The following is a 22,464-nucleotide window of genomic DNA, read 5'->3' on the forward strand; positions in this document are numbered from 1 at the left end:
TGCACTGGAGCAATGGTCCAACTGAGGGCACCGTGAACAAGGTCAAGGCCCTCAAAAGGCAGTGCTTCGGAAGGTCGAACCTGGACCTGCTCCGGAAGCGAATACTACTCAGCCACAACGAGTCCGGCTCGACTGCGGAAATTCTGCGGTTCCCGGAATGATCACGCTATCTGCGTCAGAACCCTTCCTCCTGGCAGCCGACAGGGGTTGTCTGGCGCCGCAACATCCACACCCACTGCTCGGTGTCGACATCACCGACGCGGCAACCGGAGACTTCACCTATCCGGGTTGCCGTGCACGCGGCGAACACCACCGACTCACCCCAACCCTGGTACCGCCTGCTCGACATCGATGGATGGGACTGCCCGCGAGCCCGCTGGTGATCGGATGCCCGACCTCCATCGCGCCGCCGGCGGGATCGTCGGCTAGCTCGGTGGGCATCATGTTCGTCGACTTAGGCGACCTGCCCGACCGCCCCCAAGATGAGGCTGCCGAACGCTGACCACTTCGCGTAGCTGCGGGTTCGGTCCGAACGGATCCGTCCCGACAGCCAGACGTACAGCGCGTAGGAGGCGTAGGCCTCCATGCCGACCGGCAGGGTGATCGCGGTGTTGACCACGAAATCGTCCGCGATGCCCGTCAAGGGATGGACCGGACCGAACCCGCGGGCACCGACCAGACCGATCCCGGCAACCGGCTGTCGGTGATCTCCCGCTCGACCAAAGCGGCGAAGTCCCATCTGGCGACCCTGCCGCACGAAGCCCTGGTGAGCCACTCGATCCTCGCCATGGCACCCCACAAGCTCCGGCAACTCGTCCCCGGCGCGGTCGGACGCTTCGCGCCGATGTTCAACCTGATCGTCTCGAATGTCCCGGGCCCGGACCGGCCCTGCTACCTCGCCGGAGCGCGGATGGTCGGGCTGTATCCGCTGTCACTGGTGTTCAAAGGGGAGGGACTCAACATCACCGCTGTGTCCTACGACGGGCGAATGCACCTGGGATTCACCGCGACCGGAACAGCGCTCTCTTGGTCCGTCTCTTCGGTCGCTATCTCGAAGACGCGATCGACGAGCTCGAAAACCGCTACACCGCAGGGATTTCCGATCTCTCTCGCCCCGCGTGAAAGCGTCTCCGAGCGCGTCGTCGGACCGACGGTGGTGTCATTCGGTGCGGATCACGGCGACCGAGCGCTCGATCGTGTAGGCGTGGGCCGCGGTGAGCACTCGGGCTTGATCGTCAATGACGGCCGAAACGCCTGGCGAGGCGAGCAGCTCCGTCAGGTGGTCGCGGCTGCTCGCGCCGATCACGATCGCACCGTGGTACCGGCGATGCGTCGGATTGTCATGGGAAACACCGGGAGTCATGTGGGCGAGTGGGGTGTAGGGCAAGAACGTGTACGTCCTGAGGTCGCGGGCGCCCGCCGCGTACAGGGCCGGACCGAGCTCCTCGTGGAGGAAGCGGCGGAAGGCGCGGCCACTCACGCCCCGGCGTCGCCGCAGCAGCACGGCGGTCCGATGCGCCACGGCATCGTCGTGGCCGGTGGTCCACCACCGTCCGCCGCGCGGGCCGGTCAGGTGCCCGAGGACTCGCTGGAAAGCGTTCTGCTCGTCGAGGAAGACTCCCCGCATGTGCATCGGCGTGGTCAACGCCGCGACAGTCAAGCTGCGCAGCCGTACCTCGGCGAACCCGTCCACCCGCCACGCCGGAGCAATCAGGGTCCCGACCCGTGGCGTCACCGGCCAGTATCCGTGGCCGGAGGGTGAGAACTGACGCTGGATGTAGTCGAGGATGTGTCGATGCCGCCGCACGATTTCGGCATGCGGTCCGGCCCAGTAGTCCGTGGCGATCTCGCGGGGCGTGTCGTCACGCAGCGACACCGGATACAACGCGGAGCTCGTGCGGAGGAAACCTGTCATCGTCGAGCCTCCCTATCAGCCAGGTCCAGCACCTGAGCGAATCGACCACTGCGCGTCAACGTCCGCTCGCTCAGCGGCGACCAGATCCCGCGCAATACCTCGAGCGCTCGCCACCTCGCCGGAAACACCAGCGTATCGGTGCCCGTCACCATGGCCGCGGCCATCGCTTTTCCGACTGCTTGCGGGGTGACGTGGCGTTTGAGCGGCCGCGGAACCGTCTTCTCGTATTCGCGGGCCACCTCACCGGTGCGGAAGGTGGCGAGCATTTCGGTGTCGACGTAGCCGGGGTACACGATCGTCACACCGACGTGATGCGGTGCGAGTTCGACTCGCAGTGCGCGACCCAATGCTTCGAGCCCGGCCTTGGAGGCCGCGTAAGGCGACTGCAGCGCGCCGTTGTTGAAGGCCAGCACTGAGGCGACCACCAGGAATTGGCCGGAACCCGCCAGCACTGCCGGCAGCGTGGCGCGGACCGTATTGGCGGCGCCCACCAGGTTCACCTCGATCACGCTGGCGAACTGCTCCGCCGTGGTAGCACGGAACGTACGGTGCCCGACCCCGACACCCGGGTTGACCAGCACTGTGTCGTAACCGCCGAACCGGTCCTCGACAGCGGCCAGGGCCGCGCCGAGCGCGGACGGGACGTCGGCCGCGAATCCTTGGGCCATGGAAGTGCCCGCGCCGCGGCCGATGCGGATGGTGGTCATGGCGGCGATGACGACGTTCTCTCCAATCGCGACGTCGTCGCCGATGACGATGCGCCCGCCGTGGTTGGCTCGCAGGGTGGTGCCGCGGCGGATGCTGACCCGGTCGCCGATGGTGATGGTGGCGTCGGTGTCGATGATGATGTCGACGTCGTCGGCGATGTCGCAGTTCGCGCCGATGCGCACCGCGTCACCGTGGCGAGTGCGGATCCGGTCGTTGGTGGCGATCGTGTCGGTGTCGGTCAGACTGGTGACATAGCGGTATTGCCATCCTGCGGTTTTCGGTGGACAGCGCCGGCTTCGTCGCGGACATCGGCGGCGGCGTGGGGTGCCGAATCGGTCCGCGCCGGAATGGCGAGGTCGTGGCTGTATCAGGTTCGGAGGCGTTCTCGCAGTTCGGCGTTCAATTGTGCGGTGGCGTCGAGCAGTGCCTCGAGCAATGAGGCGGTGGTCGGTGCCAGGGGTGTGAGCCAGGCCCGTGTGGCGCGTCGCGGCGGGGTCCCGCACCGCCGGGATTCCCGCTGCCTCGCACGCTTCCGCTGCTGGACACTGTCGTCGGGCTGACACTCGTTGCGGCGCATACGACTACGGTGAAGATCGCCAGCGGCATCATCATCCTGCCCCTGCGCAATGCCGTGGTGCTGGCCAAGGAGTTGACCAGCCTCGACCGAGTGGCCGCCGGCAGACTGATCGTCGGCGTCGGGCCGAGCTACATGCCGGAGGAATTTGCCGCCGTTGGTGTCGCCGTGTCCGGGTGGGCGGCCCGCGCCGCCGCCAGCGCCGCTGTGTCCACCAGCACGCTGCCCGTCGCCCGCGCCAGCGACTCCTGCACCCGCTCCGGCAGTTGCGCTTCCGTCACATCCACACCGAAATGCCAACCGTGCGCAGGCCTGTCGGAGACGGCAAACCTGATCGCTACCGACCGCCGATATCACCGCGGCCGCCGGACACACCGCGTAGCCTGAAAGGCGATCAGCCAAATGCTCACCAGCGCAACGTTCTTGCGCACGAGCCCGTCGACGGAGGGGAGCATCTCGAATGTCCGACTCGACCCACAACCTCGAAGACCAGTCGGTTACATCTGTCATCAGCCGGGTTGTCAGAGCAGACGACTTCAACGACGGTGCAGGTTCCGGATTGGAGACCAAGACCGACGGCGCTGACGTCGTCGCCATCTCCGCGGGGGATAACCACGACTTGGCGCTGACCGCCGACGGCCATGTCATCGCCGCGGGCTACAAGAGGGCGTCGGAGATCCTGGCCAAGACCGAAGGCGAGCGCATCGTCGCCATCTCTGCGGGATTTCGCTACGATCTGGCGCTGACCGCCGACGGTCGGGTCGTCGGCGCAGGCGACGACCGGTACAAGCAGGTTTCCGGCATCGAAGCCGCAACCAAGGGCAAGCGCATCGTCGCCATCGCCGCGGGAGACGAAAAAAGCGTGGCGCTGACCGCCGAAGGTCGCGTCATCGCAGTCGGAGACGACTATTTCAAGGATGTATCCGGCATCCTGGCCAAGACCGAGGGCAAGCGCATCGTCGCCATCGCCAGCGGCTTTATCACCATTTTGGCGCTGACGGCCGACGGCCAGGTGGTGGCCGCAGGCGACAACGATTTCAAGCAGGTTTCCGGCATCGAGGCCGCAACCGAGGGCAAACGCATCGTCGCCATCGCCGCGGGACCGAACCACAGCCTGGCGTTGACAGCCGACGGCGACGTCATCGCCGTCGGCTGGGACGAAGGCGGTGAGGTTTCCGGCATCGTGGCCAACACCAAGGGCAAGCGCATTGTGGCCATCGCCGCGGGAGACGGGGAAAGCCTGGCGCTGACCGCCGGCGGTCATGTCATCGCCGCAGGCCGGGGCTCCAGGCTCGTGGCCAAGACCGGCGGTAAACGTGTCACCGCCGTCTCTGTCGGGCCGTACCACAGTCTGGCGCTAGTTCAACAGGTGCCGGTGATGTCCGGGCATGCGGCGGTGGCAGACCTGCCGCGGGCCACGGCGCCCCACGAACTTGTCTCCTCCGACATCGGTCGATCGGCCGTCGCGGTCTCGCAACATACCGCTGCTGCCAACGGGACGCTGACCAACGGGCATGATCAGTCGGTTCAGATATCGAGTGGCGCAAGCGAACTCTCCGGCACTGTCAGCGGTGACATCCGCACCGTGCACGGGACAGTCACCGCGGCAACCGCACAGGCCGGAACCAACGCCCCGCTGGTGGCCGCTGCCACCGCCATGAACCTCGATGTCACCGTCACCGCAGCCCACGGCGGCACTGCCACCCCTGCTGTGCGCCTGACATTTCAAGAGCTTCAGATCAATGGCCAGGCACAGCCGACGACGCCTGCGCCCAACACGACCGTCGCACTCGACGGCGGCGCCAAGGTCGTACTCAACCGCCAGCAACCTTTCAGGGACGGAATCGATGTCACCGCTGTCGCCCTGTACGACAGCACTGGTGAGGTGATGCGCCTGGGGCACATCAGCGCCCACCTGCCCACTGACGACGCCCAGGCGACGTCGGAGCGATGATCCGGGATCCAGCTGCGTCAGGGTCGAGGCGCTGGCCTGGACTGCCGGTGCACTCGGCGAGGCCGAGCGGGCCACCGTTCTGATGGCAGCCGCACAGCGTATCTGGCCGGCGGCAAACAGCGTATCGACGGTCTTTCCGAACCTGTCGCGCTTCCATGAGGAATGCGAGCGGGCGGCACGTCGCACCCTCGGCGCACGCGGATTCGACGCCGCTCGCCGGCAAGGCCGGGCTATGGGCATGGAAGTCGCCGCAGCATACGGCCTCGGGGAGCCCACCGACACCACATCGGCGTCGAGCCCGTCGGTGAAATTGACCCAGCGTGAATGCGAGATCGCCGACCTTGTCGCCCAAGGACTCAGCAATAAGCAGATCGCCGCCAAACTGGTGATCTCGCAACGCACCGCCCAAGGCCACGTCGAACACATCCTTGCCAAACTGGGATTCACCTCCGTACTCAGATCGCAGCCTGGATAGTCGAAGAGACCAAACACGGGAGTCCGTGAACCGCCGAACTACTCGAAGTCCACTGACACCAAACTGACGCGGTTCCCTCATGCAGCCGGGCAATGCCATCAGGCAGCCGTCGAGGGATTCGCCGGACGGCTTGGTCATCCGGCTTTCACTGCGGCAAGGTCCGACTCGACCTCGGGCGGCACCGTCCGATAACACAATCAGACCGCACCAAGCGCTCGGCGATCGAACGCCCAGCGCGGCCTACACCGGCCCAGACCAGCGTCAAAGCGCGCAATAATCGGCACGAGCGGACGCGGCCACTCAGCACGCAGGACGACATCCAGACGGCCGTCAACTCAAAGCGCACCTGGTCATCGGGTCTGCTCAGCCACAGCGACGACCACATGGACGAAGGAATCGGACCGGATTCCCGGCAGCTGCCCCGACGTTCAGTTGTCGATGTATCGCGATAGTTCGATAAGGTTCTGGTCAGGGTCGCGAAGGTAGACGCTCAGGATCGGCCCGCGGGCGCCGGTGCGTTCGACCGGTCCCTCTACGATCGCGATACCGTGCTCGGTCAACTCGGCGATCACGTCCTCGAGGGCATCGTCGACGATGAGGCAGAGGTCGGCGCTGCCGGGGGTCGGCGGGTTGGCCTTGGGCTCGAACTCGTTGCCGTGTTGGTGCCGGTTGATCTTGGCGGCACCGGCGACGCGGCATCGCACGAGCGCTTCTGCACAGCGTGCGATCACAGGCGGAGGAGTGGGGGTGCGAGCGCCTCTATCTGACATCCGAGCCCGAGAACCAGGCAGCTCACACCAGTTGGACCGCTCTCGGCTTCGACAACGTGCCCGGCGACCGCGAGATCAATGGAATCTCGATCATCACCGACTTCAAAGCACCGGGCCGCAGCCGGTCCGTCTACGAACTGCCCCTGACTTGAACGGCGGCGCCGGCCCGATCGCGATCCATTCAAGACGCTGCATCAGCTATCTCCAGCTCCGGACTTCCGAAACCCGGCTCATGTTATTCCGAAACACCAGCGCTGTGCGCGAATGGGTTGCTGGTCGGGCAACGATGTGTCAGGCCGGTATCACCGAATTGTTCGTGGTGGCGGCGCCCTTCCTGGTGAGGGTGTATGCGATTGGCCGGGCCGCGGGTGGCAGGCGGAGCTCGTTGTCTGCATCCAGCGATGGGAAGCGCCAGTCGTGGTATGCCGACTACCGTGCCCGGGGAACCGTTCCACCGAGCTGGGTGCACTGATCATGACTATCGAAAACCTCGAGCGCGCCCTCCCCGGGCTGGCGCAGTACCGCCGGGATGCGCCGGAAGTTCCCGACTGGCAGGTCGTCGAGAACGCGCTCGGCTTCCGATTCCCGTCCGACTACAAGGAAATCGCCGAAAGCTATCCGCTGTTCGTATTGTGCGACGACTTCATGTCTATCGTCAGGCCGCGACCCGGACGCGAACTCGCCTTCGTCGAGGGTGTGCGTGACGAACTGCGGATCCTGCAGGATAACTACGACGATGGCGTCGCGGAGTATCCGCCGCATCCTCAGCCCGGCGGATTACTTCCGTGGGGGGCATCAACATCTGGCGACACGTACTACTGGGCCGTGGCCGACGGGACGGCGGCGGCCGTCATCACCGGAAGCCGTAGCGACATCTACTGGCGGTTCGACGGCGACATCACGGATTACCTCGCAGCATGGCTCTCGGGTGACGTCACACCCGATGGGCAGCCCACTGCCGCTCAACTAGGTGGCCCCGACTTCACCATCCTGGAGTGAACCCGGCGTCTTCGACGCCGGTCTGGTGAATTCACGGGCTCGGCGGCGTAGCTTCCTGAAATGGCGAAAGGTGCTCTTGCCCGCAAAAATTCGGCTTGCTGAGGGTCGAATCGATCGCGGGGAACCTCGCCTTTCGCTGAGGAAGTCTACGTGGTCGACGGCGTTGCGGGTGGTCGGGCAGGCTGGGGGATGCTGCTGTTGCAGACGGCGGAGAAGGTGGGCCTGGCAGAGGGCCTGTCGCGGGGGCTGGCGTGGTGGCGCAAACCGATGGCCACCCACGATCCGGGCAAGATCGTGCTGGATTTGGCGGTCCCGCTCGCGATCGGCGGTGACTGTGTCTCGGATCTGGCGCTGCTACGAGCCGAACCGGGCGTGTTCGGTCTGGTGGCGTCGGATCCGACGGTGTCGCGGGCGATCGCGGCACTGGCTGCTGATGCGCCGAAAAAGCCCTATCCGCCATCGCTTCCGCGCGTGCTGACGCACGAGCGCGGGCGTGGACGCTGGCCAGTGCGCACGCCCCCGATCACGGTATCGACGCCGAGCATCCACTGCTGATCGATCTCGATGCCACCGTGATCGACGCGCACTCGGGGAAGGAACTCGCGGCAACGACATTCAAGCGCGGCTTCGGGTTCCACCCGTTGTGGGCGTTCATCGACCACGGCGCGACCGGCACTGGCGAGCCCGCCGCAGCGATGCTGCGGCGGGCAGCGCCGGGAGCAATACCGCCGCCGACCATAAACAGGTGTTGCACGAAGCCCTGTCTCAGCTGCCGTGGCGTCCGTCGTGACAGGTAGGCCGGAAAGTGTTGGTGCGCACAGACTCCGGTGGCAGCACCCATGAGTTCCTCGACTACTGCCACCGTCGCCGGGTGCAGAATGCGGTCGGATTCACTCTCACCGACGAGATCGTCGACGCCTTGGATACCCGCCTGACGCCAGGTGACTGGACACCGGCCTACGACGCCGACGGCGAAGTCCGCGACGGTGCCTGGGTCGTCGAAGCCACCGGAATCGTCGAGTTGTCCGGATGACCACCCGGGATGCGGTTGATCGTCAGAAAAGAGAGGCCGCATCCCGGCGCGCAACTGCGGTTCACCGACCGTGTCGGGATGCGGTTGCGAGGACCCTGATGTGTCGCCCACAGTTGCGGCCTCGGCCGAGCGGCTGCCGATCCACCGGAGGCCACGATTGAGATGAACGTCGAGCACTTGGAGATGCTGCTCATGGACCCGTGCCGGCGCCGGTTCGCCCGAACATGCCTGCTGTCGGGTCGAGCGACCGCAAACGGTCCGACGCCGCGCGCACATACTCGGCGGCCTCCTCGGTGCGGCTGCTACCACGCGCCAGGCGAAGATCACCTCTCGGGGTGGAGTCGGTGCGCTCATACGCGACCACCGGTCGACGAAAGGAACACCACCCGCTCTGCGGCGGCCCCTTTCGTCGACGCGGCATCGACAGCAGGTCAGTGGCTAGCGTGACTGCATCTGGCGGGCCTGCTGGCGAAGCTGATGCAGCTGCAGTTCCCACTGCCCGGAGCGGTCCTGGGTACGGCTGGCATGATCCTCGGCCTGCTGGGCCAACTGGCTGGCCTGCTCGGCCTGATCCTGCGCCGACTGAGCCCGCTGATTGGACTGGTTGGCCTCCCCCTGCGCCTGCTGGGCCTGGCTCTGCGCCCGATCGGCCTCGCCCTGGGCCTGCTGGGCCTGATTCTGTGCCTGCTGGGCCTGCTGGCGCGCCTGCTGGGCCTGCTGGTTGGCTTGATTGGCCTCATGCTGCGCGATCTGCGCCTGGTGCTGAACCTGACGAGTTTGGTGCTGCGCCTGCCGGGCAAGGTTCTGGGCCTGCTGGGCATACTGGCGAGCGTTCTGGGCTTCCTGCCGCGCCTCATCGATCTGAAACCGCAGCGTCATCTCCAAGTCCCGAATGTTCTGGATGTCCAGGACATCGCCGCGCTTGGTGTCGGTGTTTGTTTCCTGTGCCATGTGAGCTTCCCTTCAAAAGTTGGTCGAGTGGACAGACTCGATGGACCGGACCCATTCTGACCGAAGCACCAACAGTCGGCTAGCAACTTCGCCGCAACCGCACAGAAATAGAGGTGAAACCTGCCGGATCGACCTGCGCGGAGAGGGGCGCACGAGGATGGGTCCGACCCCTGCCACTCGCAGCGCCGCACAACACTCGAGCAGAACACGCGCCAGAGAGTACGAACGGTAGGGCGGATGCGTAGCACGGCAGTATCGTGGAATTAGCTAGCTATTATTCAGCTAATGGGCGATGCATCGTTGTGCACACGCCAGCGAAAGACCAGCGCGCACTGCCTGTCGATGAGGCGTGGCGGCGCCAGCGCCCCCGTCAGCGTCGTGGCCGGGTCGGGACCCGCGTGCGGAAGTTCAAGCCCGGCGACGAGGTCTACGCGCGACCGGATAAAGACCGAATCGGCACCTTTGCGGAGTTCATTTCCATCAACGAAGACGACCTGGCACCGAAGCCCAAGCAGCTCACGATGGAAGAAGCCGCCGCCATCCCGCTGGTCGGCCTGACCGCCTGGCAGGCGTTGATCGAAATCGCCAATCTGCAGAAAGGGCCGAAGGTCTTCATCCAGGCCGGCTCCGGCGGCGTGGGTACATCCGCGATCCAGCTGGCGCGCGAGGTCGAGGCACTGGGGCGATATGACCAGCTCACGCCGAGAGCCGACAACCGTCCGGCACAACATCCGTAACCATCAGGAGGCAGATATGAGCGACACGATGCAGGTCATCAGCCAGAACGAAGGTGCATACCAGCACTGATCCCGAGATGGGCGCCGCGAATCGCTGCTGACGCCGACGCCATTGCCCTCGGCTATTGGACTACGTGATCGAGGTCACGCCGACGGCCCTGCTCACCGAGGATGGACCGGCCGAGGGTTGATCGAGTTGTCAAGGCGCAGGGCCACCTCGTGCGAGACCTGGGCCCGTTCCCGCTCGTCGCCGAGTCCGACCGAAAAGTTGACGCCCATCGGCAGCATCACCTGCACAACCGCGTCGCTGATCGAATATTCGACCCGACACATCATCATTGCGTTTCGGAATCTGCGGCGCGGCACCGGCCTCGGCCGATTTGCTGGCCCGATTCGAGGCTCGATACGGATTCCCCCTGATCGAGGGTTACGGGCTGTCAGAAGGAACATGCGGCTCCACCATCAACCCCCTCGCGGGCCCACGACGCGCCGGCACAGTGGGGCTTCCCTTCCCGGGACAGGAGATTCGGATCCTCGACGCAGCCGGTTCCGAGGCGGCGGCGGGGGCCGACGGTGAGGTCGTCGTGCGAGGCCCCAACGTCATGCGCGGCTACCTCGGACGTCCGGAGGAAACGGCGCGCGTCATCATCGATGGCTGGCTGCACACCGGTGACATCGGCCATCTCGACGCGCACGGCTATCTGACACTCGTCGGGCGATCGAAAGACATGATCATTCGTGGCGGCGAGAACATCTACCCCAAGGAGATCGAGGACGTCCTGGTCGGCGACCCGGCCGTCCTGGAGGCCGCCGTGATCGGCGTACCCGACGAAAAATGGGGCGAGCTCGTCGTCGCCTACGTCCAACCACGACCGAACTCGACTGTCGACCCCACCACGCTGAAAGCAGCGTGCGCCCGGCACCTCACCCCCTACAAGCGCCCGACCTCGTACTTCATAGTGGACGCCATCCCGAAGAACGTGGTCGGCAAGATCGACAAACCGACACGGACTCACTTCACCGTGGTGGCCGCTGACAGCACCGCGTCGTTCAAGGCCGCAGGAGTTATCGCGACAACGAACCTCTGCGCCCGACTGGCGTTGTCGCACAAGTATCGACGCTTCGGACGCTTCGATGTCAGCGCGTGGTCGACGGCCTTCACGACCTTCTGGGGATCGCCCGCGTGCTTTTGCATGCGGCCCAACAACTTCCGAGTCCCAGCAAGGTGCGATGCGTACAGCTCGCGATGCTCATCGGCCAGTTGCGCGGTCATGCGGTCGTGCTCGTCGAGCATGCTACCCCACATGTCGGTACGGGTGGGCCCGGGCTCGATGAGCGAGACGGGGATCCGCCACGGGCGCAGCTCCATCCGGAGTGCATCGGCCAAGGACTCGACTGCATACTTCGATGCGCTGTAGGCGCCGGTACCCGGTGTGGTGATCAACCCACTGACCGATGACATGAACACCACCCGTCCACGTGTTTCACGTATTTTCGGCAGCACCACCTGCGTCACTCCGATCTGGGCCGTCACGTTGACGTCCAGTTGCCGTGACAATTCATCGAGTGACAACCCCTCCACCGGTCCGTTCACGATGATGCCGGCATTGTTGACAACGCCGTTCAGTTCAGCGGGGAGTCGATCGGGAAGAGCGGCGATGGCCGACCTGTCGGTGATATCGAGAGGGATCGCGTGCACATTGGGTAAGCGATCGAGACTTTCGAGGGCGGCATCGGATCGAGCGGTGGCATACACGTCCCAACCTCGTCCGCTCATGTGTTCGGTGATCGCCAGACCGATCCCCCTACTGGCGCCGGTAATCAATACGGAAGGCATGTGTTCTCTCTTCTCTCGTCGTCGAACGTCAACTGGCCAGGCCGCTCGGGCCCGGTGATCGATGCACCATTGATCGCTGATGCGTACCGATTGATGTATTTCTTCCCGCGACACGTGTTGTGCAGAACGACCAAGAGGAATGGTCCAGGTCCTCTGCCCCTTTCAGTCCGGCTTACCGAGTGCGAGACAGATGCTGCCGAGGCTCATGACGCCAGGAATTCGAGCGCCTCTCCGACGAACCTTTCGTGATACTGAAAGATCCCGCCATGTCCCGCATCCACGTAGATGCGGAGCTTCGCGTTCGGCAGACGACGTTGCAAGTCGAAGGAATTGCTGGTCGGCACCATACGATCGTCCTCACCGTTGGCGACGAGAACGGGATGTTGGATGCGGCTCAGGTCGGATGGCTCCTGCGCGCCCCACGCGTGGATGGCCTCGAGCTGAGTGCGGAATGCTCGCAGTGAAATTGCCTTGTCGCGGTCGACGCTGCGTTCCTTCAACCGTTTCACGAACGCACGAGCCTCCGACTTGCCGTGTGCGGTTCTGGTGAAGAACAGATTCTCCTTCGGATCCTTGAAAGTGGCCACCGCCTTGAACGTGTCGCGGTAAGTCACCGAAGTCACGTTGACGATACCTTCACCTCCCGCCGGACCCGTCCCCGCAAGGATCAGCTTTCGAACGAGCTCCGGCTCTTCTCGAGCGATCACCTGCGCTACGAAGCCTCCCAGCGAGAATCCCAAAATGTCGACCTGGTCGAAGCCCAGCGCGCGGATGAAGGCGACAGCATCTCGTGCCATCGCCTCGACCGAGTCCGGTGTCTTACCTTCGGACGCGCCGACGCCGCGGTTGTCGAAGGTGACCACGCGGTGCTTCGCCGCGATGCCGTCGACCACTCTGGGGTCCCAGTTGTCCAGATTTGCACCCAAGTGATTCAAGAAGATCACTGGTACGCCGGTATCGAGACCCAGCTCGCGATATGCGAACCGCGTTGCGCCGACATGCACGGATTTCGTCGGAGCATCTTGGTACAACGTGCCGCCCAAACGAGCACGCTGCGCCTGCTGATGACGTTCGGGAACACGCTGAGTGGATCGCCGGTCTGTCATGTCTACCTCCTGTTGTAAACCGATTGGTGTACCTTCGCAGTTCAACGTACCCGGCATCGCGCCACTTGTAAACAGATCGGTATACTTGCGTCATGACTTCGCTCACCGATACCCAGGAGCCGACCCGTCGGGGAGGGCGTGGCGCGCGTCAGCGCATCGTGAAGGCAGCTACCGAGTTGTTCTACAACGAGGGCATCAACGCCACTGGTGTCGAACTGATCGCGACCAAAGCGTCCGTGTCGAAAAGAACTCTCTACCAACACTTTCCGAGCAAGACCGCGTTGGTGGAGGAGTATCTGCGCATGCTGCGGCAAGCGGCGGGTGACATCACCGACACACCGCCGCCGGAGTCCGATTCGAATCCGCGTTCGCGGCTGCTCGCTTTGTTCGACAGCCCAGATGCCGCCGATGCGCCGATGCGCGGCTGCCCGTTTCACAACGCGGCCGTTGAGGCAGCCGAGGCCATGCCCGGTGTTCAAGACATCGTCCATGCGCACAAGCGGAACTACATCGACGGCCTCACCGAGTTGGCCCGACAGGCCGGCGCGGCGAACCCCCAGCTGCTGGGCGACCAACTCGCCGTCCTGTACGAGGGTGCAGCCGCACTGTCCACATCCCTCGATGATCCGGCGCCCTGGGCACATGCCCGAGGAGCAGCGGAGGCCCTCATAAGCCAGGCAACAAACCGCTGAGCTCACCTGATCGTTCCAGATCCCGATAGGACCACGACCCGTGTCCGCCGCCAGGAGTCGAGGGATGCAGGGCAGACGCGGCCCGGCAACCTCTCGATGGGCGCACGTCACGACGATTGTGGATCGCCGTCCACGATGGCGACGGCGCCACAAGCGCTGCTCGCAGTGTTTGTTGCTGAGCTGCGCCCTCAGGGACCAGCCCGAGGATGCGCTCGCCTCCTCAACCTCCGGCATCTGGCAGGCCGGCGCGTCCGCCCCGCAGGCGGTCGGCGCGCCGCTCACCGCCAGGCAATACTTTGCGGCGAAGTCGGTCGCCGCGCAGATCCGCCAGATCCCATCACCGGTCGTTTCGAACTCGCTGAAATCGGTCTGTCGATCTCGTTCAATGCGAGGAGATGCGCCTCTGCCAGGCAAGCATGATCGGCGGTCCGGCGGTTTCGAGCGCGGCCGCTGCACTGGCGGCGATACCCGTGGCCAGCGCCTTGGGCGAGATCGTGCGCGGTGCCGGGCGGTTCGCCGGACGATGATGTTGGGGCCGGCGGTCATGTAGAGCAGCGGTGTCGCGAAGGTCCTGCCAGACTTACGCCCACGGTGTTCGAGCAGCAGGGTCGGCATGGACGTGCCGAATGCGGCGCCGACGCGCCATTGGGCACCGATCCGCCCGCGGGTGCGGCGATAGATCCACACATGCGCCCTGCTGGCATACCGCGTGATCTTCGGTAGCAACGGAGAATTCAACGGGCACGCCGGCGCTCGGTCCGAACTCGCGATAGGCGAACCGCGTCCGGTCGACGTCGACGCTCATGGTCGGCGAGCTGTTCGCACTTCGGGGCTCGATGTCCTGGCTCATCGCTTCCTCTCGTTCATAGCCTGTCGATTCGCGAACAATCTCAGTCGAGCGTGACGACGACCTTCCCGGCCTTGACTCTGCCGCTCTCGACGTAAGCGAGCGCTTCGAGGGTCCGGTCGAATGCGAAGGTTGTGTCGAGGACCGGTCGGAGGTGGCCTGCGTCGTAGAGGGCGGCGAGCTCGCCGAGCTGCGCGGTATAACGCGACCGGAGAGTCCACACAAACGGATCATGCGGTGACCACCCAGTTACACCGGCAGGTCGAGATCGATGTCGTCGAGCAGCAGCGCTAAAACCTCATGCGGTCGCATCCCCGTGCCGGACACCACGTCCTGGCGACCGGACGATCACCAGTGCCAGAGGATCTGTATCCGCGGCGCCCTTCTTGCCACAGCCCGTGCCGCGGCTTTCGACATGCTCGATGCCAGCACTGTCGGCATTGTGGTCGACGTCCCCCCGGCGGAGCACGGTGACACGGCGTGGCGTTCGAGGGTGTTCTCCAAGTACGGCTGGTACAGGAAGTTGACCGCCGGCCGGCCCAGCCGCCGCTCAGTCTGGTTGCAAGTGCACCAGCACGGTCCCGTCGCAGCGCGCCCACTGGACCGTCGAATCAACGTTCATGTCCGCGGCGAGTTCGGCTGCCGCACTGACGGTTTGAAAGGCTTGCATGCCCTCGTCATCGGCATGGACGGCGCGGGTGATCCCGTAGTACTCCCGTTCGCGTTCCAACAGCACGCTCACCCCGCGCCGACCCAGCGGATCGGCCTCGGCCAACGGTTTGGCCGAGGCCGATGACCACCACGTCGTAGTCGGTATTCGTCATCTCGACAGTCCTCCTGTGAGCTGCGGGACGGTGATCTCCGCGTGGCCATTGTCCGCAGTGCCTGCCGGAATTGGGCGAACTTGTCCAGCACGGTGGTGTGGCACCAGCCGCCGATCCCCTGATAAGTCGTCGGGTCCCAGGTGGATTCGAGCTCGGGCCCGATCATTACCGGATTCCAGCCGACGTCCAACTCGAAACCCGACGGAGTCACGCAGTAACAGGACAGTTCGCGGTCGTTGTGCTGGCCGACCAACCACTGCGTGCGCAAACCCAGATCGGCGACATGCTGCAAAAACGCCAGCATGTCGTTCAGGGTCGCAGACTGATGCCCATCCAGGCGCACAGCGCCTGCAGGGCGAAAGACGCGCCGCCGAGCCGTGGTGCCTACACCGGCAGACCTTCCAGCAGCTCGTACGTCACGTTCATTCGTTACTCGGCGGGGCTGCGGCGGACCAGGATGAGTGTGGGGATCGCGACAGCAAGGACGACGATCCCGGCAACGAGCACGCCGAGATGATAGGCGTCGGTGAAGGCTTGCCGGACAGCGTCACCGACGAGCGTAGCCAGCCTGTCTGGTAGTCCGCTTGCGTGATGGCCGCGCTGAGCACCGTCAACGATCTGGTCGACTGCGGGCTTCGGGAGACCGTCTGCCGACAGTCGGTTGCTCAGATCATCGGCGAATTTCGTGGTCAGGATGGTGCCGAGAACGCTGGCGCCGAGGACGTTGCCGAGTTGGCGGAACATGTTCACCACGGCGCTGGCCATACCGGCTTGGGAATGTTTGACGCTGATGATCGCGGCCGCGGTCGAGGGGGCGATGAGCAGACCGCTGCCGATCCCGGCGACGACGAGGCCGGGCCAGACGTTGGAGAACCCGGGGCCTGCCTGGGCGGCGCGGAGGGCCATGATGCCGACGGCCATGACAACCAGTCCCACGGTGAGCATGACCTTGAAGCCGACCCTATGGACGATCTTGCCGGCGACGGCGCTGACGAGGATGAAGGGGATGAACATGGCGAGGCTGCGGACGGCGGCCCCGAGAGGTGTGACGGCTTGGACATTCTGGAGGTAGAGCACGGTGAGCAGGGCAGTGCCGACGAAGCCGAACATCGTGGTGGCCGCGACGCCCATGACGGCGCTGAAAGATGCCGACCTGAACAGCCTGACGTCGATCATCGGGTCGGGGTGGCGCGCCTCGTACCCGATGAACCCGAGCAGCGTGACAGCGAAAACGGCATAGGTGAAGATGATGGGCTCGGACGCGTAGCCGAGGGTCTTGCCTTCGATGATGGCGAAGGTCAGCGCGGCGACAGCAACTGTGCCGAGCGCCACACCCACCGGGTCGAGCTGGCGGTCGGGCTGTTTGCTCTCGGGCACCAGGAGCAGCGCGCCGGCGAGGGCGATGATGCCGAGCACGACGTTGATCATGAAGACCGAGTGCCAGGAGAAATACTGCAGCAGCGCACCGGAGCCAAGCGGACCCACAGCGAGGCCGAGGCCGGAGCTTCCCGCCCAGATGCTGACGGCTTCGGTCCGCTCGCGTGGGTCGACGAACGCGTGACTGACCACGGCGAGGCTGCTGGGCAAGATCGCCGCGCCGCCGACGCCCATGATCGCCTGAGCCGTGATCAGCAGTCCGGTGCTATCCGCGGCGAACGCGGTAATGCTGCCGCCGATGAAGAAGACCGCACCGACCAAGAACACGAGCCTGCGGCCGAGTAGGTCGCCCAAGGTGCCTGCGGCCAGGATCAAGCTGGCTACAACAAGGCTGTAGGCGCTGGTGACCCACACGGTCTCGGTCGGTGAGGAGTGCAGGTCGGCCTGTATCCGGGCGAGACTACCGATTGTCGAGGACAGACTGACGAAAGCCATCATTGTCCCGACACAGACCACCGCGAGGGCGAGCCAGCGGATTGCCGTTCGGCTGGATTCAGGGGCACGCGCCGACACGGCGGAGGTTGGTAACAGTGGCTCAGGCATGGTTCCCTTATCTACTTTTATCTACTTTGTCGGGTGTCTCAGAGATCGTTCTCGATTGCTCGTCCACAGGCGGTCCCGGCCTACAGAATCGTTGAACTCGGCTCACTCCGCATCCGGGGCGCCCCGACGGGTTGATCCCGCGATGGTTTGCGGCCGCCGTTCCCGTTCGGTGTCGGCACGGCCGAACAGAATATGGCAGGGGGAATCACCAGCTCATCGGCGGTAGCACGACGGTCGCGGCGGCCCAATCGTCTGCTGAGCGATGTCGACAGCAATATTGGCGCTTCCCTGGGCCAGGAAGCCCAGAGGCGGCAGTTCGGGCAGTGCCGGTGCGTCGATCGGCGCAGCATCGGCGACCGGCCGCTGCTCGGCGACCATCGCGATGCCGGGGCGGAACACCCGTACGCGATGCAAAACACAGCAATTTCTTGGTCACGCGAATGGATTTGTCTCAATTCGCACCGGGACGCGGGTTGGGCAGACCTTTGGGTGCCCCGCCGGCAAGCCTTTTCCTGCGTGCAGGATCCTCTTAGCGACGACGACACGGTCGCGCAACAGTTATGCCCCTTGCTGGCCACCAGCCCCTTGACCGAACGTCCGATATGCGGCCATGAGCGGTGTTCCGTCTGGCCTTGTCTCACCTCGGCCTCGATGTCGATGACCGCGATCCCGGCGGCTACTCACCCTGACCTCGGCATTACTGTGCGCTCGATCCGGTCAGGGTTAGGGTCGCGGGTGTGGGAGCCGATCAGCACATAAGCCTCGATGCAGCCGACCATCCCAGCATCGTCATCGCCCTGGATACGCGCGCGAGCGTGACCACGCATACGCATCCGCAGCATCAATTGTCTTGGGTGCCTGACGGTGTGCTGACTGTAGAGACGGACGACAGCCGGTGGATCGTGCAGCGCACGCGGGGGCTGTGGGTGCCCGGTGGTGTGCCGCATGCGGTGATGCCGAGCCCGGCCGGGCGGATGTTGTCGCTGTATTTCGCGCAGGAGCTGTGCCCGATCGGCTGGACCACACCGACGGTGGTCGACGCCACCGGGCTGACCGGGCCGCTGTTGACATATCTGGTGGAACTGGGTGAGCAGGATCAACATCGGCGTGCGCACGCGCTGTCGGTGTTGTGGGATGTGCTGCGGCCGATGTCGGTCACCAAGATTCCGACGACATTGCCGGTGGATCCGTACGCCTTGCGGGTGGCCTTGGAGATCCGGCGGAATCCCGCGCAGGACAAGGGATTGGCCGTTTGGGGACGGCTGGTCGGTGTGTCGGCACGGACCTTGTCGCGGCGGTTCCGCGCCGAGACCGGCGTGAGTTTCGAGAGCTGGCGCACCTTCGAACGGCTCAATGCCGCGCTGCCGCTGCTGGCAGCCGGCGCGACGGTGGCGGGAGCGGCGCGGGCGGTGGGCTATGGGACCGCCAGTGCCTTCATCGCGGCGTTCAAACGGGAGATCGGCACCACTCCCGCCGCGTATTTCAGCAGGAGCGATGCCGATCCGGAGGTCACGGCCTGATGAATCGCAGTGCGTCTCTGGCGAAGGCGGCCGCGGCGAACAGCGTAGCCATGACGCCGACCACAGTGCCCAGAGTGATCGCGGCATTGAGCCCGTCGACGGCGGCCCGGTTGGCGACATCGGCGAGGGCCGGTGCGAGCGTGGCGAATTCGTTCGGGACGGCGTCACCGACCTGTCCCCCGGCGCCTGCTGCTGCGGCATCGAGGAATGCCGTTGTATGCCCGGAGCCGATGGACTGTACACCGGGCAGTGCGGCCAAGCCGCTACGCGCGGTGTCGCGCGCAGTGCTGCTGAACAGCGCGCCCAGTCCGGCCACGCCCATGGCCATGCCGACCTGACGCAGGGTAGCGAAGGTTGCGCTGGTCATCCCGGCGTCCTCGGCCGGAGCGAAGGTCAGTGACGCGGCTTGGGCGAGCGCGGTGATCGCGCCGAGCCCGAGCCCCCCGACGACCATTCCGGGGATGAAATGCGTCCAGTCGCTAGTGATTTCAACGCCGCCGAGCAGCCACATACCCAGCGTCACCATGCCCATGGTGATCGGCAACGAGACACCGATGGGCACACGTTTGGCCAGGACGGCGATGGTAGCAGCGGCGACGAACGCCGTTAGGCTGATCGGCAGTAACCGCAGGCCCATCTCCAGCGGGCTGAGCCCGAAGGCGCCGATCATGAAGACCGCCAGATAGTTCGCGGCGGCCATCAGCGTCCCCATGTAGGCGACGGACACGATGGCGGTGCCGGCAAACCCGGGTTTGCGGACCATGAACAGATCCAGCAGCGGGTGCGCGGTCGTCGTCTGCCACCAAGCGAAGGCGGCCAGCAGGACGACCGAGGCGCCGACGAGGGTCAGCGCGGTGGCCGAGGTCCAGCCCAGCGCATTACCTCTCGTCAGGGCGAACACACCGGAGGTCAATCCACCGATCAGCAGCAGCGAGCCCAGCCAGTCGGTACGACGCCCGGACGTCCGCGAGGATTCAGGCATACGCACCAACGCGATTCCCGCGACCACGAGTCCGATGGGCACGTTGACGGTGAAGATGGATCGCCACCCCAACTGCGTGACCAGCGCCCCGCCGAGAACCGGCCCGGCGACGCTGGCCGCCGCCATGACCGCCCCGTACACGCCGATCGCCTTGGCGCGCTCTCGCGCCTCGGGAAACGCGACCGCCAGCAGCGGCAGCGCGGTGGCGAACAGCATGGCTCCCCCGACACCCTGCACCGCACGCAGCAGATTCAGCTGAATGACACTGCCGGACAAGGCGAGTGCCAGCGAGCTGGCGGTGAAGACCGTCATGCCGGTGACGAACAATCGTTTCCGGCCGAACCGGTCGCCGAAGGTGGCGAACGTGAGCAGTACCCCGGCCAGTGGAATCGCATAGGCGTCGACGACCCACTGCAGTCCGTCGATGGAGGAGTCGAAGTCGGCACGAATATCGGCCAAGGCCGCGGTGACGACGGTGGTGTCGAGCATCAGCATGAACACCGCGACGCTCACCAGGGATAACACCAGCGTGGGCCGTCTCCCGCGCACACGCTCCTCTGATGGAACTTCAATGGTTATGGACATCGGCGTCTCTTTCCTTTCAGCGCGGAACTCGCCTGCGCTGTAACGGTTCTCATAATTCGGCAGATGCCGTCGGGCGACTGCACAGCCAACGCTAGAGACCGCACGACCTGACGGAAACGACGTATCAGGACAACCAGTTGCGCATACACGACAGCGGATGGTGGCGCCCCGATCTCACGCCGGCAAACACGACCACGCACAACCGATACCGGTCGGGTACCGCTGCGATACCGGAACTGTCATTGTTCCCGCAGGTGAACGGTGTTGGACTCGATGCCATGAGTAAGCTCGACAACAAGGTCGCGGTCATCACCGGCGGCAGTTCAGGGAACTGGGCCGGACGATGCACCTCATGACTCCTCTATGTCCGGCACCGGTGGGATCGTTGCGCCGGCCGACAGAAGCCTCTCCGCCAGCGCGCGACAGCGCCTCCCGAGCGCCGGAGGGTCGAGTACCTCGAAGTCGTGCCCCAGCAGGAGCACGTGCATGAGCACGAAGTCGAGGCTGCTGGCGCCACTGAGCACCTCGCAGAGCTCGTTCCCTCGCCGTCGTACGACGGCCGCTGACGCCGAAATCTGCGCGCGCACCGTGTCGGCCGACGCGTGCACGAGGAAGCGCGCCTGGTGCGGGTAGACCCGACTCGCCACACCCTCTTGCACGTACGTCGCCGCGTCGGGTGCCGCGCGCGGGCGGAAGCGCCAGGTTCGTGCAGACACATCGGCCATCCGGTCGACACGGAAGCTACGCCAGTCGTCGCGATCGAGGTCGTAGGCGAGGAGGTACCAGCGCCGGTCGGAGGCGACCAGTCGGTAGGGCTCGACCCGCCGCTGTCGCACCTCGCTCCCGGACGGGTATTCGAAGCCCGCCTCGACTTCGTCGCGGCAGGCTCTGGCCAGTGTCATGAGCACCTCGGGGTCGACCGGCGTGCGGCCTCCACCGAAGGACTCCACCGAGCCAGAGAGCGCGCGCACCTCGTGCCGCAGCCTGGTGGGCAGCACCCGGTCGAGCTTGATCAGCGCCCGGAGAGCGGCGTCGCCGGCGCCGGCGACGGCGCCACCCGCGCCGGCGAGCAGCGAGACTGCGGTGACGATCGCCTCCTCGTCATCGAGAAGCAGCGGCGGCAGGTCCTGCCCCGGGCCGAGCCGGTAGCCGCCGCCGACACCCTGGCTGGCATGCACCGGATAGCCGAGCGTGCGCAAGCGCTCGACATCGCGCCGTACGGTGCGCGGCGTGACCCCGAGCCGGTCGGCGAGCTCGGGGCCGGTCCAGACCTGTCGCTGCTGCAGCAGCCCGAGCAGGGTCAGTACCCGCTCGGTCGTACCCCGCTCGTCACCGCTCACCACGTCCATGTCGCCTACCCTGCCAGAGATAGCGGACCGATTCTGTCCGCTATGGGTGTCAGGGTGACTCCATGGATGCAGACGAACTCGATTGGAACCGGACGCTGCGCGAGCAGTGGGAGTTCCACTGGAACCAGCTCCGGGCCCGGCTCGACGGCCTCACCGACGACGAGTACTTCTGGTCGCCGGTGCCGGACGCCTGGAGCGTGCGGCCGCGCGGCAGCTCGACGGCGCCCGCGCAGATCGGTGCCGGGGACTTCACGATCGACTACGCCTTCCCCGAGCCGGTTCCAGCGGCCTTCACCACGATCGCCTGGCGACTCGGTCACGTCATCGTCGGCGTGCTCGCCGCGCGCAACGCGGCGCATTTCGGCGCGCCGGCGGCGTCGTACGAGACTTGGAAATACGCCGGCAGCGCGGCCACCGCACTCGACCAGCTCGACGCCCAGCTCGACGTCTGGCTGGCCGGGGTGCGCAGCCTCGGCGAGGCCGGGCTGCGGGTCCCGGTCGGTGCGAAGGAGCCCTTCCCCGAGGTTCCCATGGCCGATCTGGTGCTGCACATCCACCGCGAGCTGATCCACCACCTGTCCGAGGTCTGCCTGCTGCGCGACCTCTACCTGCACACGGAACCCGGC

The 22,464-nt window shown here is 65.4% G+C and carries 23 protein-coding genes and 5 pseudogenes; 14 read left to right on the forward strand and 14 right to left on the reverse strand.

All coding sequences use genetic code 11. From position 1 onward, the window contains the following. On the forward strand, nucleotides 1-161 hold a 161-nt coding region (locus tag AB4Z47_RS23385; protein WP_441953633.1), incomplete at its 5' end, for a transposase. Between the two features lie 14 nt (nucleotides 162-175). On the opposite strand, the gene AB4Z47_RS23390 is transcribed toward AB4Z47_RS23385, so the two are convergent. Both AB4Z47_RS23390 and AB4Z47_RS23395 read right to left on the reverse strand, forming a co-directional pair. Next, nucleotides 176-349 carry a hypothetical protein gene (locus tag AB4Z47_RS23390; RefSeq protein ID WP_441953529.1) on the reverse strand — a complete coding sequence of 58 codons (174 nt, stop codon included), beginning with the start codon at nucleotides 347-349 and terminating at the stop codon, nucleotides 176-178. 105 nt (nucleotides 350-454) lie between these two features. Further along, nucleotides 455-643 carry a hypothetical protein gene (locus tag AB4Z47_RS23395; protein WP_441953531.1) on the reverse strand — a complete coding sequence of 63 codons (189 nt, stop codon included), beginning with the start codon at nucleotides 641-643 and terminating at the stop codon, nucleotides 455-457. A gap of 3 nt (nucleotides 644-646) precedes the next feature. Here AB4Z47_RS23395 and AB4Z47_RS23400 point away from each other — a divergent pair. Beyond that, nucleotides 647-958 (forward strand): annotated as a pseudogene (locus tag AB4Z47_RS23400) (WS/DGAT domain-containing protein); the annotation flags it as partial. A 201-nt stretch (nucleotides 959-1,159) separates the two neighbouring features. Here the strand turns inward: AB4Z47_RS23400 and AB4Z47_RS23405 are convergent. Both AB4Z47_RS23405 and AB4Z47_RS23410 read right to left on the reverse strand, forming a co-directional pair. Then, complete coding sequence (locus AB4Z47_RS23405) at nucleotides 1,160-1,915, reverse strand: hypothetical protein (RefSeq protein ID WP_441953647.1); 756 nt, start codon at nucleotides 1,913-1,915, stop codon at nucleotides 1,160-1,162. After that, nucleotides 1,912-2,805 (reverse strand): SDR family NAD(P)-dependent oxidoreductase, encoded by an 894-nt coding sequence (locus AB4Z47_RS23410; protein ID WP_441953533.1) that lies wholly within the window; start codon nucleotides 2,803-2,805, stop codon nucleotides 1,912-1,914. Before AB4Z47_RS23410 ends, AB4Z47_RS23405 begins: the two co-directional genes overlap by 4 nt. A 356-nt stretch (nucleotides 2,806-3,161) precedes the next feature. Here AB4Z47_RS23410 and AB4Z47_RS23415 point away from each other — a divergent pair, with 356 nt between their 5' ends. The 3 genes from AB4Z47_RS23415 to AB4Z47_RS23425 all read left to right on the forward strand — a co-directional run bounded on the left by AB4Z47_RS23415 (nucleotide 3,162) and on the right by AB4Z47_RS23425 (nucleotide 5,626). After that, nucleotides 3,162-3,584, forward strand: coding sequence for an LLM class flavin-dependent oxidoreductase (locus tag AB4Z47_RS23415; RefSeq protein WP_441953635.1), 423 nt, complete (start codon nucleotides 3,162-3,164; stop codon nucleotides 3,582-3,584). A 172-nt stretch (nucleotides 3,585-3,756) separates the two neighbouring features. Next, entirely contained in the window at nucleotides 3,757-5,151 is a 1,395-nt protein-coding gene (locus tag AB4Z47_RS23420; protein WP_441953535.1) for a choice-of-anchor P family protein, read from the forward strand. Between the two features lie 82 nt (nucleotides 5,152-5,233). Continuing rightward, nucleotides 5,234-5,626, forward strand: coding sequence for a response regulator transcription factor (locus tag AB4Z47_RS23425; protein ID WP_441953537.1), 393 nt, complete (start codon nucleotides 5,234-5,236; stop codon nucleotides 5,624-5,626). 428 nt (nucleotides 5,627-6,054) lie between these two features. Here AB4Z47_RS23425 and AB4Z47_RS23430 read toward each other — a convergent pair whose 3' ends face one another. Then, on the reverse strand, nucleotides 6,055-6,330 hold the full coding sequence (locus AB4Z47_RS23430) for a hypothetical protein (RefSeq protein WP_441953539.1): 276 nt from the start codon (nucleotides 6,328-6,330) through the stop codon (nucleotides 6,055-6,057). A 17-nt stretch (nucleotides 6,331-6,347) separates the two neighbouring features. Between AB4Z47_RS23430 and AB4Z47_RS23435 the strand changes: the two genes are divergently transcribed. The 6 genes and pseudogenes from AB4Z47_RS23435 to AB4Z47_RS23460 form a co-directional block, all read left to right on the forward strand. Continuing rightward, complete coding sequence (locus AB4Z47_RS23435) at nucleotides 6,348-6,548, forward strand: hypothetical protein (RefSeq protein ID WP_441953541.1); 201 nt, start codon at nucleotides 6,348-6,350, stop codon at nucleotides 6,546-6,548. A 322-nt stretch (nucleotides 6,549-6,870) separates the two neighbouring features. Next, complete coding sequence (locus AB4Z47_RS23440) at nucleotides 6,871-7,395, forward strand: hypothetical protein (protein WP_441953543.1); 525 nt, start codon at nucleotides 6,871-6,873, stop codon at nucleotides 7,393-7,395. Nucleotides 7,396-7,531: 136 nt separating this feature from the next. Beyond that, a pseudogene (locus AB4Z47_RS23445) lies at nucleotides 7,532-8,515 on the forward strand (IS1380 family transposase); the annotation flags it as partial. A 438-nt stretch (nucleotides 8,516-8,953) separates the two neighbouring features. Beyond that, nucleotides 8,954-9,439, forward strand: coding sequence for a hypothetical protein (locus AB4Z47_RS23450; RefSeq protein WP_441953544.1), 486 nt, complete (start codon nucleotides 8,954-8,956; stop codon nucleotides 9,437-9,439). Between the two features lie 338 nt (nucleotides 9,440-9,777). Continuing rightward, nucleotides 9,778-10,116, forward strand: coding sequence for a hypothetical protein (locus AB4Z47_RS23455; RefSeq protein WP_441953546.1), 339 nt, complete (start codon nucleotides 9,778-9,780; stop codon nucleotides 10,114-10,116). 317 nt (nucleotides 10,117-10,433) lie between these two features. Further along, a pseudogene (locus tag AB4Z47_RS23460) lies at nucleotides 10,434-11,132 on the forward strand (class I adenylate-forming enzyme family protein); the annotation flags it as partial. On the opposite strand, the gene AB4Z47_RS23465 reads toward AB4Z47_RS23460, so the two are convergent. Both AB4Z47_RS23465 and AB4Z47_RS23470 read right to left on the reverse strand, forming a co-directional pair. Continuing rightward, nucleotides 11,129-11,953 carry an SDR family oxidoreductase gene (locus tag AB4Z47_RS23465; RefSeq protein ID WP_441953637.1) on the reverse strand — a complete coding sequence of 275 codons (825 nt, stop codon included), beginning with the start codon at nucleotides 11,951-11,953 and terminating at the stop codon, nucleotides 11,129-11,131. The pseudogene AB4Z47_RS23460 and the gene AB4Z47_RS23465 sit on opposite strands and share 4 nt — an antisense overlap. 203 nt (nucleotides 11,954-12,156) lie before the next feature. Next, nucleotides 12,157-13,059: an alpha/beta fold hydrolase gene (locus tag AB4Z47_RS23470; RefSeq protein WP_441953548.1), complete on the reverse strand. Its 903-nt coding sequence runs from the start codon at nucleotides 13,057-13,059 to the stop codon at nucleotides 12,157-12,159. 92 nt (nucleotides 13,060-13,151) lie between these two features. On the opposite strand from AB4Z47_RS23470, the gene AB4Z47_RS23475 reads away from it, so the two are divergent. Then, a complete protein-coding gene (locus AB4Z47_RS23475; RefSeq protein WP_441953550.1) occupies nucleotides 13,152-13,751 on the forward strand; it encodes a TetR/AcrR family transcriptional regulator in 600 nt (199 codons plus the stop codon). A 579-nt stretch (nucleotides 13,752-14,330) separates the two neighbouring features. Here the strand turns inward: AB4Z47_RS23475 and AB4Z47_RS23480 are convergent. The 5 genes and pseudogenes from AB4Z47_RS23480 to AB4Z47_RS23500 all read right to left on the reverse strand — a co-directional run. After that, a pseudogene (locus tag AB4Z47_RS23480) lies at nucleotides 14,331-14,438 on the reverse strand (nitroreductase family deazaflavin-dependent oxidoreductase); the annotation flags it as partial. 203 nt (nucleotides 14,439-14,641) lie between these two features. Then, on the reverse strand, nucleotides 14,642-14,821 hold the full coding sequence (locus AB4Z47_RS23485; protein ID WP_441953552.1) for a zinc-binding dehydrogenase: 180 nt from the start codon (nucleotides 14,819-14,821) through the stop codon (nucleotides 14,642-14,644). Between the two features lie 327 nt (nucleotides 14,822-15,148). Continuing rightward, on the reverse strand, nucleotides 15,149-15,340 hold the full coding sequence (locus AB4Z47_RS23490; protein WP_441953554.1) for a hypothetical protein: 192 nt from the start codon (nucleotides 15,338-15,340) through the stop codon (nucleotides 15,149-15,151). Continuing rightward, a complete protein-coding gene (locus AB4Z47_RS23495; protein ID WP_441953556.1) occupies nucleotides 15,337-15,726 on the reverse strand; it encodes a hypothetical protein in 390 nt (129 codons plus the stop codon). The genes AB4Z47_RS23490 and AB4Z47_RS23495 overlap by 4 nt, the downstream gene beginning before the upstream one ends. Nucleotides 15,727-15,851: 125 nt before the next feature. Next, on the reverse strand, nucleotides 15,852-17,402 hold the full coding sequence (locus AB4Z47_RS23500; protein ID WP_441953558.1) for an MFS transporter: 1,551 nt from the start codon (nucleotides 17,400-17,402) through the stop codon (nucleotides 15,852-15,854). A gap of 737 nt (nucleotides 17,403-18,139) precedes the next feature. Here AB4Z47_RS23500 and AB4Z47_RS23505 point away from each other — a divergent pair. Further along, nucleotides 18,140-18,922, forward strand: a complete 783-nt coding sequence (locus AB4Z47_RS23505; protein WP_441953560.1) for an AraC family transcriptional regulator — start codon at nucleotides 18,140-18,142, stop codon at nucleotides 18,920-18,922. Here AB4Z47_RS23505 and AB4Z47_RS23510 read toward each other — a convergent pair. Together AB4Z47_RS23510 and AB4Z47_RS23515 are read right to left on the reverse strand one after the other, a co-directional pair. Next, a complete protein-coding gene (locus AB4Z47_RS23510) occupies nucleotides 18,912-20,489 on the reverse strand; it encodes an MFS transporter (protein ID WP_441953562.1) in 1,578 nt (525 codons plus the stop codon). The two genes, AB4Z47_RS23505 and AB4Z47_RS23510, sit on opposite strands and share 11 nt — an antisense overlap. Before the next feature lie 350 nt (nucleotides 20,490-20,839). Continuing rightward, nucleotides 20,840-21,838: a helix-turn-helix transcriptional regulator gene (locus tag AB4Z47_RS23515; protein WP_441953564.1), complete on the reverse strand. Its 999-nt coding sequence runs from the start codon at nucleotides 21,836-21,838 to the stop codon at nucleotides 20,840-20,842. Between the two features lie 62 nt (nucleotides 21,839-21,900). Between AB4Z47_RS23515 and AB4Z47_RS23520 the strand changes: the two are divergent. After that, nucleotides 21,901-22,449 (forward strand): annotated as a pseudogene (locus AB4Z47_RS23520) (DinB family protein); the annotation flags it as partial. Between the last annotated feature and the right edge of the window lie 15 nt (nucleotides 22,450-22,464).

Origin of the sequence: Nocardia sp. 2TAF39, from assembly GCF_052114905.1 — a bacterium.
Lineage (GTDB): Bacteria > Actinomycetota > Actinomycetes > Mycobacteriales > Mycobacteriaceae > Nocardia.

What these genes read in the sequence shown, in the direction of transcription:
- AB4Z47_RS23390 (WP_441953529.1), bottom strand. Translation starts at nt 349, where the DNA reads ATGTCGAGCAGGCGGTACCAGGGTTGGGGTGAGTCGGTGGTGTTCGCC.
- AB4Z47_RS23405 (WP_441953647.1), bottom strand. Translation starts at nt 1,915, where the DNA reads ATGACAGGTTTCCTCCGCACGAGCTCCGCGTTGTATCCGGTGTCGCTG.
- AB4Z47_RS23425 (WP_441953537.1), top strand. Translation starts at nt 5,234, where the DNA reads ATGGCAGCCGCACAGCGTATCTGGCCGGCGGCAAACAGCGTATCGACG.
- AB4Z47_RS23440 (WP_441953543.1), top strand. Translation starts at nt 6,871, where the DNA reads ATGACTATCGAAAACCTCGAGCGCGCCCTCCCCGGGCTGGCGCAGTAC.
- AB4Z47_RS23450 (WP_441953544.1), top strand. Translation starts at nt 8,954, where the DNA reads ATGATCCTCGGCCTGCTGGGCCAACTGGCTGGCCTGCTCGGCCTGATC.
- AB4Z47_RS23465 (WP_441953637.1), bottom strand. Translation starts at nt 11,953, where the DNA reads ATGCCTTCCGTATTGATTACCGGCGCCAGTAGGGGGATCGGTCTGGCG.
- AB4Z47_RS23470 (WP_441953548.1), bottom strand. Translation starts at nt 13,059, where the DNA reads ATGACAGACCGGCGATCCACTCAGCGTGTTCCCGAACGTCATCAGCAG.
- AB4Z47_RS23475 (WP_441953550.1), top strand. Translation starts at nt 13,152, where the DNA reads ATGACTTCGCTCACCGATACCCAGGAGCCGACCCGTCGGGGAGGGCGT.
- AB4Z47_RS23495 (WP_441953556.1), bottom strand. Translation starts at nt 15,726, where the DNA reads ATGCTGGCGTTTTTGCAGCATGTCGCCGATCTGGGTTTGCGCACGCAG.
- AB4Z47_RS23500 (WP_441953558.1), bottom strand. Translation starts at nt 17,402, where the DNA reads ATGCCTGAGCCACTGTTACCAACCTCCGCCGTGTCGGCGCGTGCCCCT.
- AB4Z47_RS23510 (WP_441953562.1), bottom strand. Translation starts at nt 20,489, where the DNA reads ATGTCCATAACCATTGAAGTTCCATCAGAGGAGCGTGTGCGCGGGAGA.
- AB4Z47_RS23515 (WP_441953564.1), bottom strand. Translation starts at nt 21,838, where the DNA reads ATGGACGTGGTGAGCGGTGACGAGCGGGGTACGACCGAGCGGGTACTG.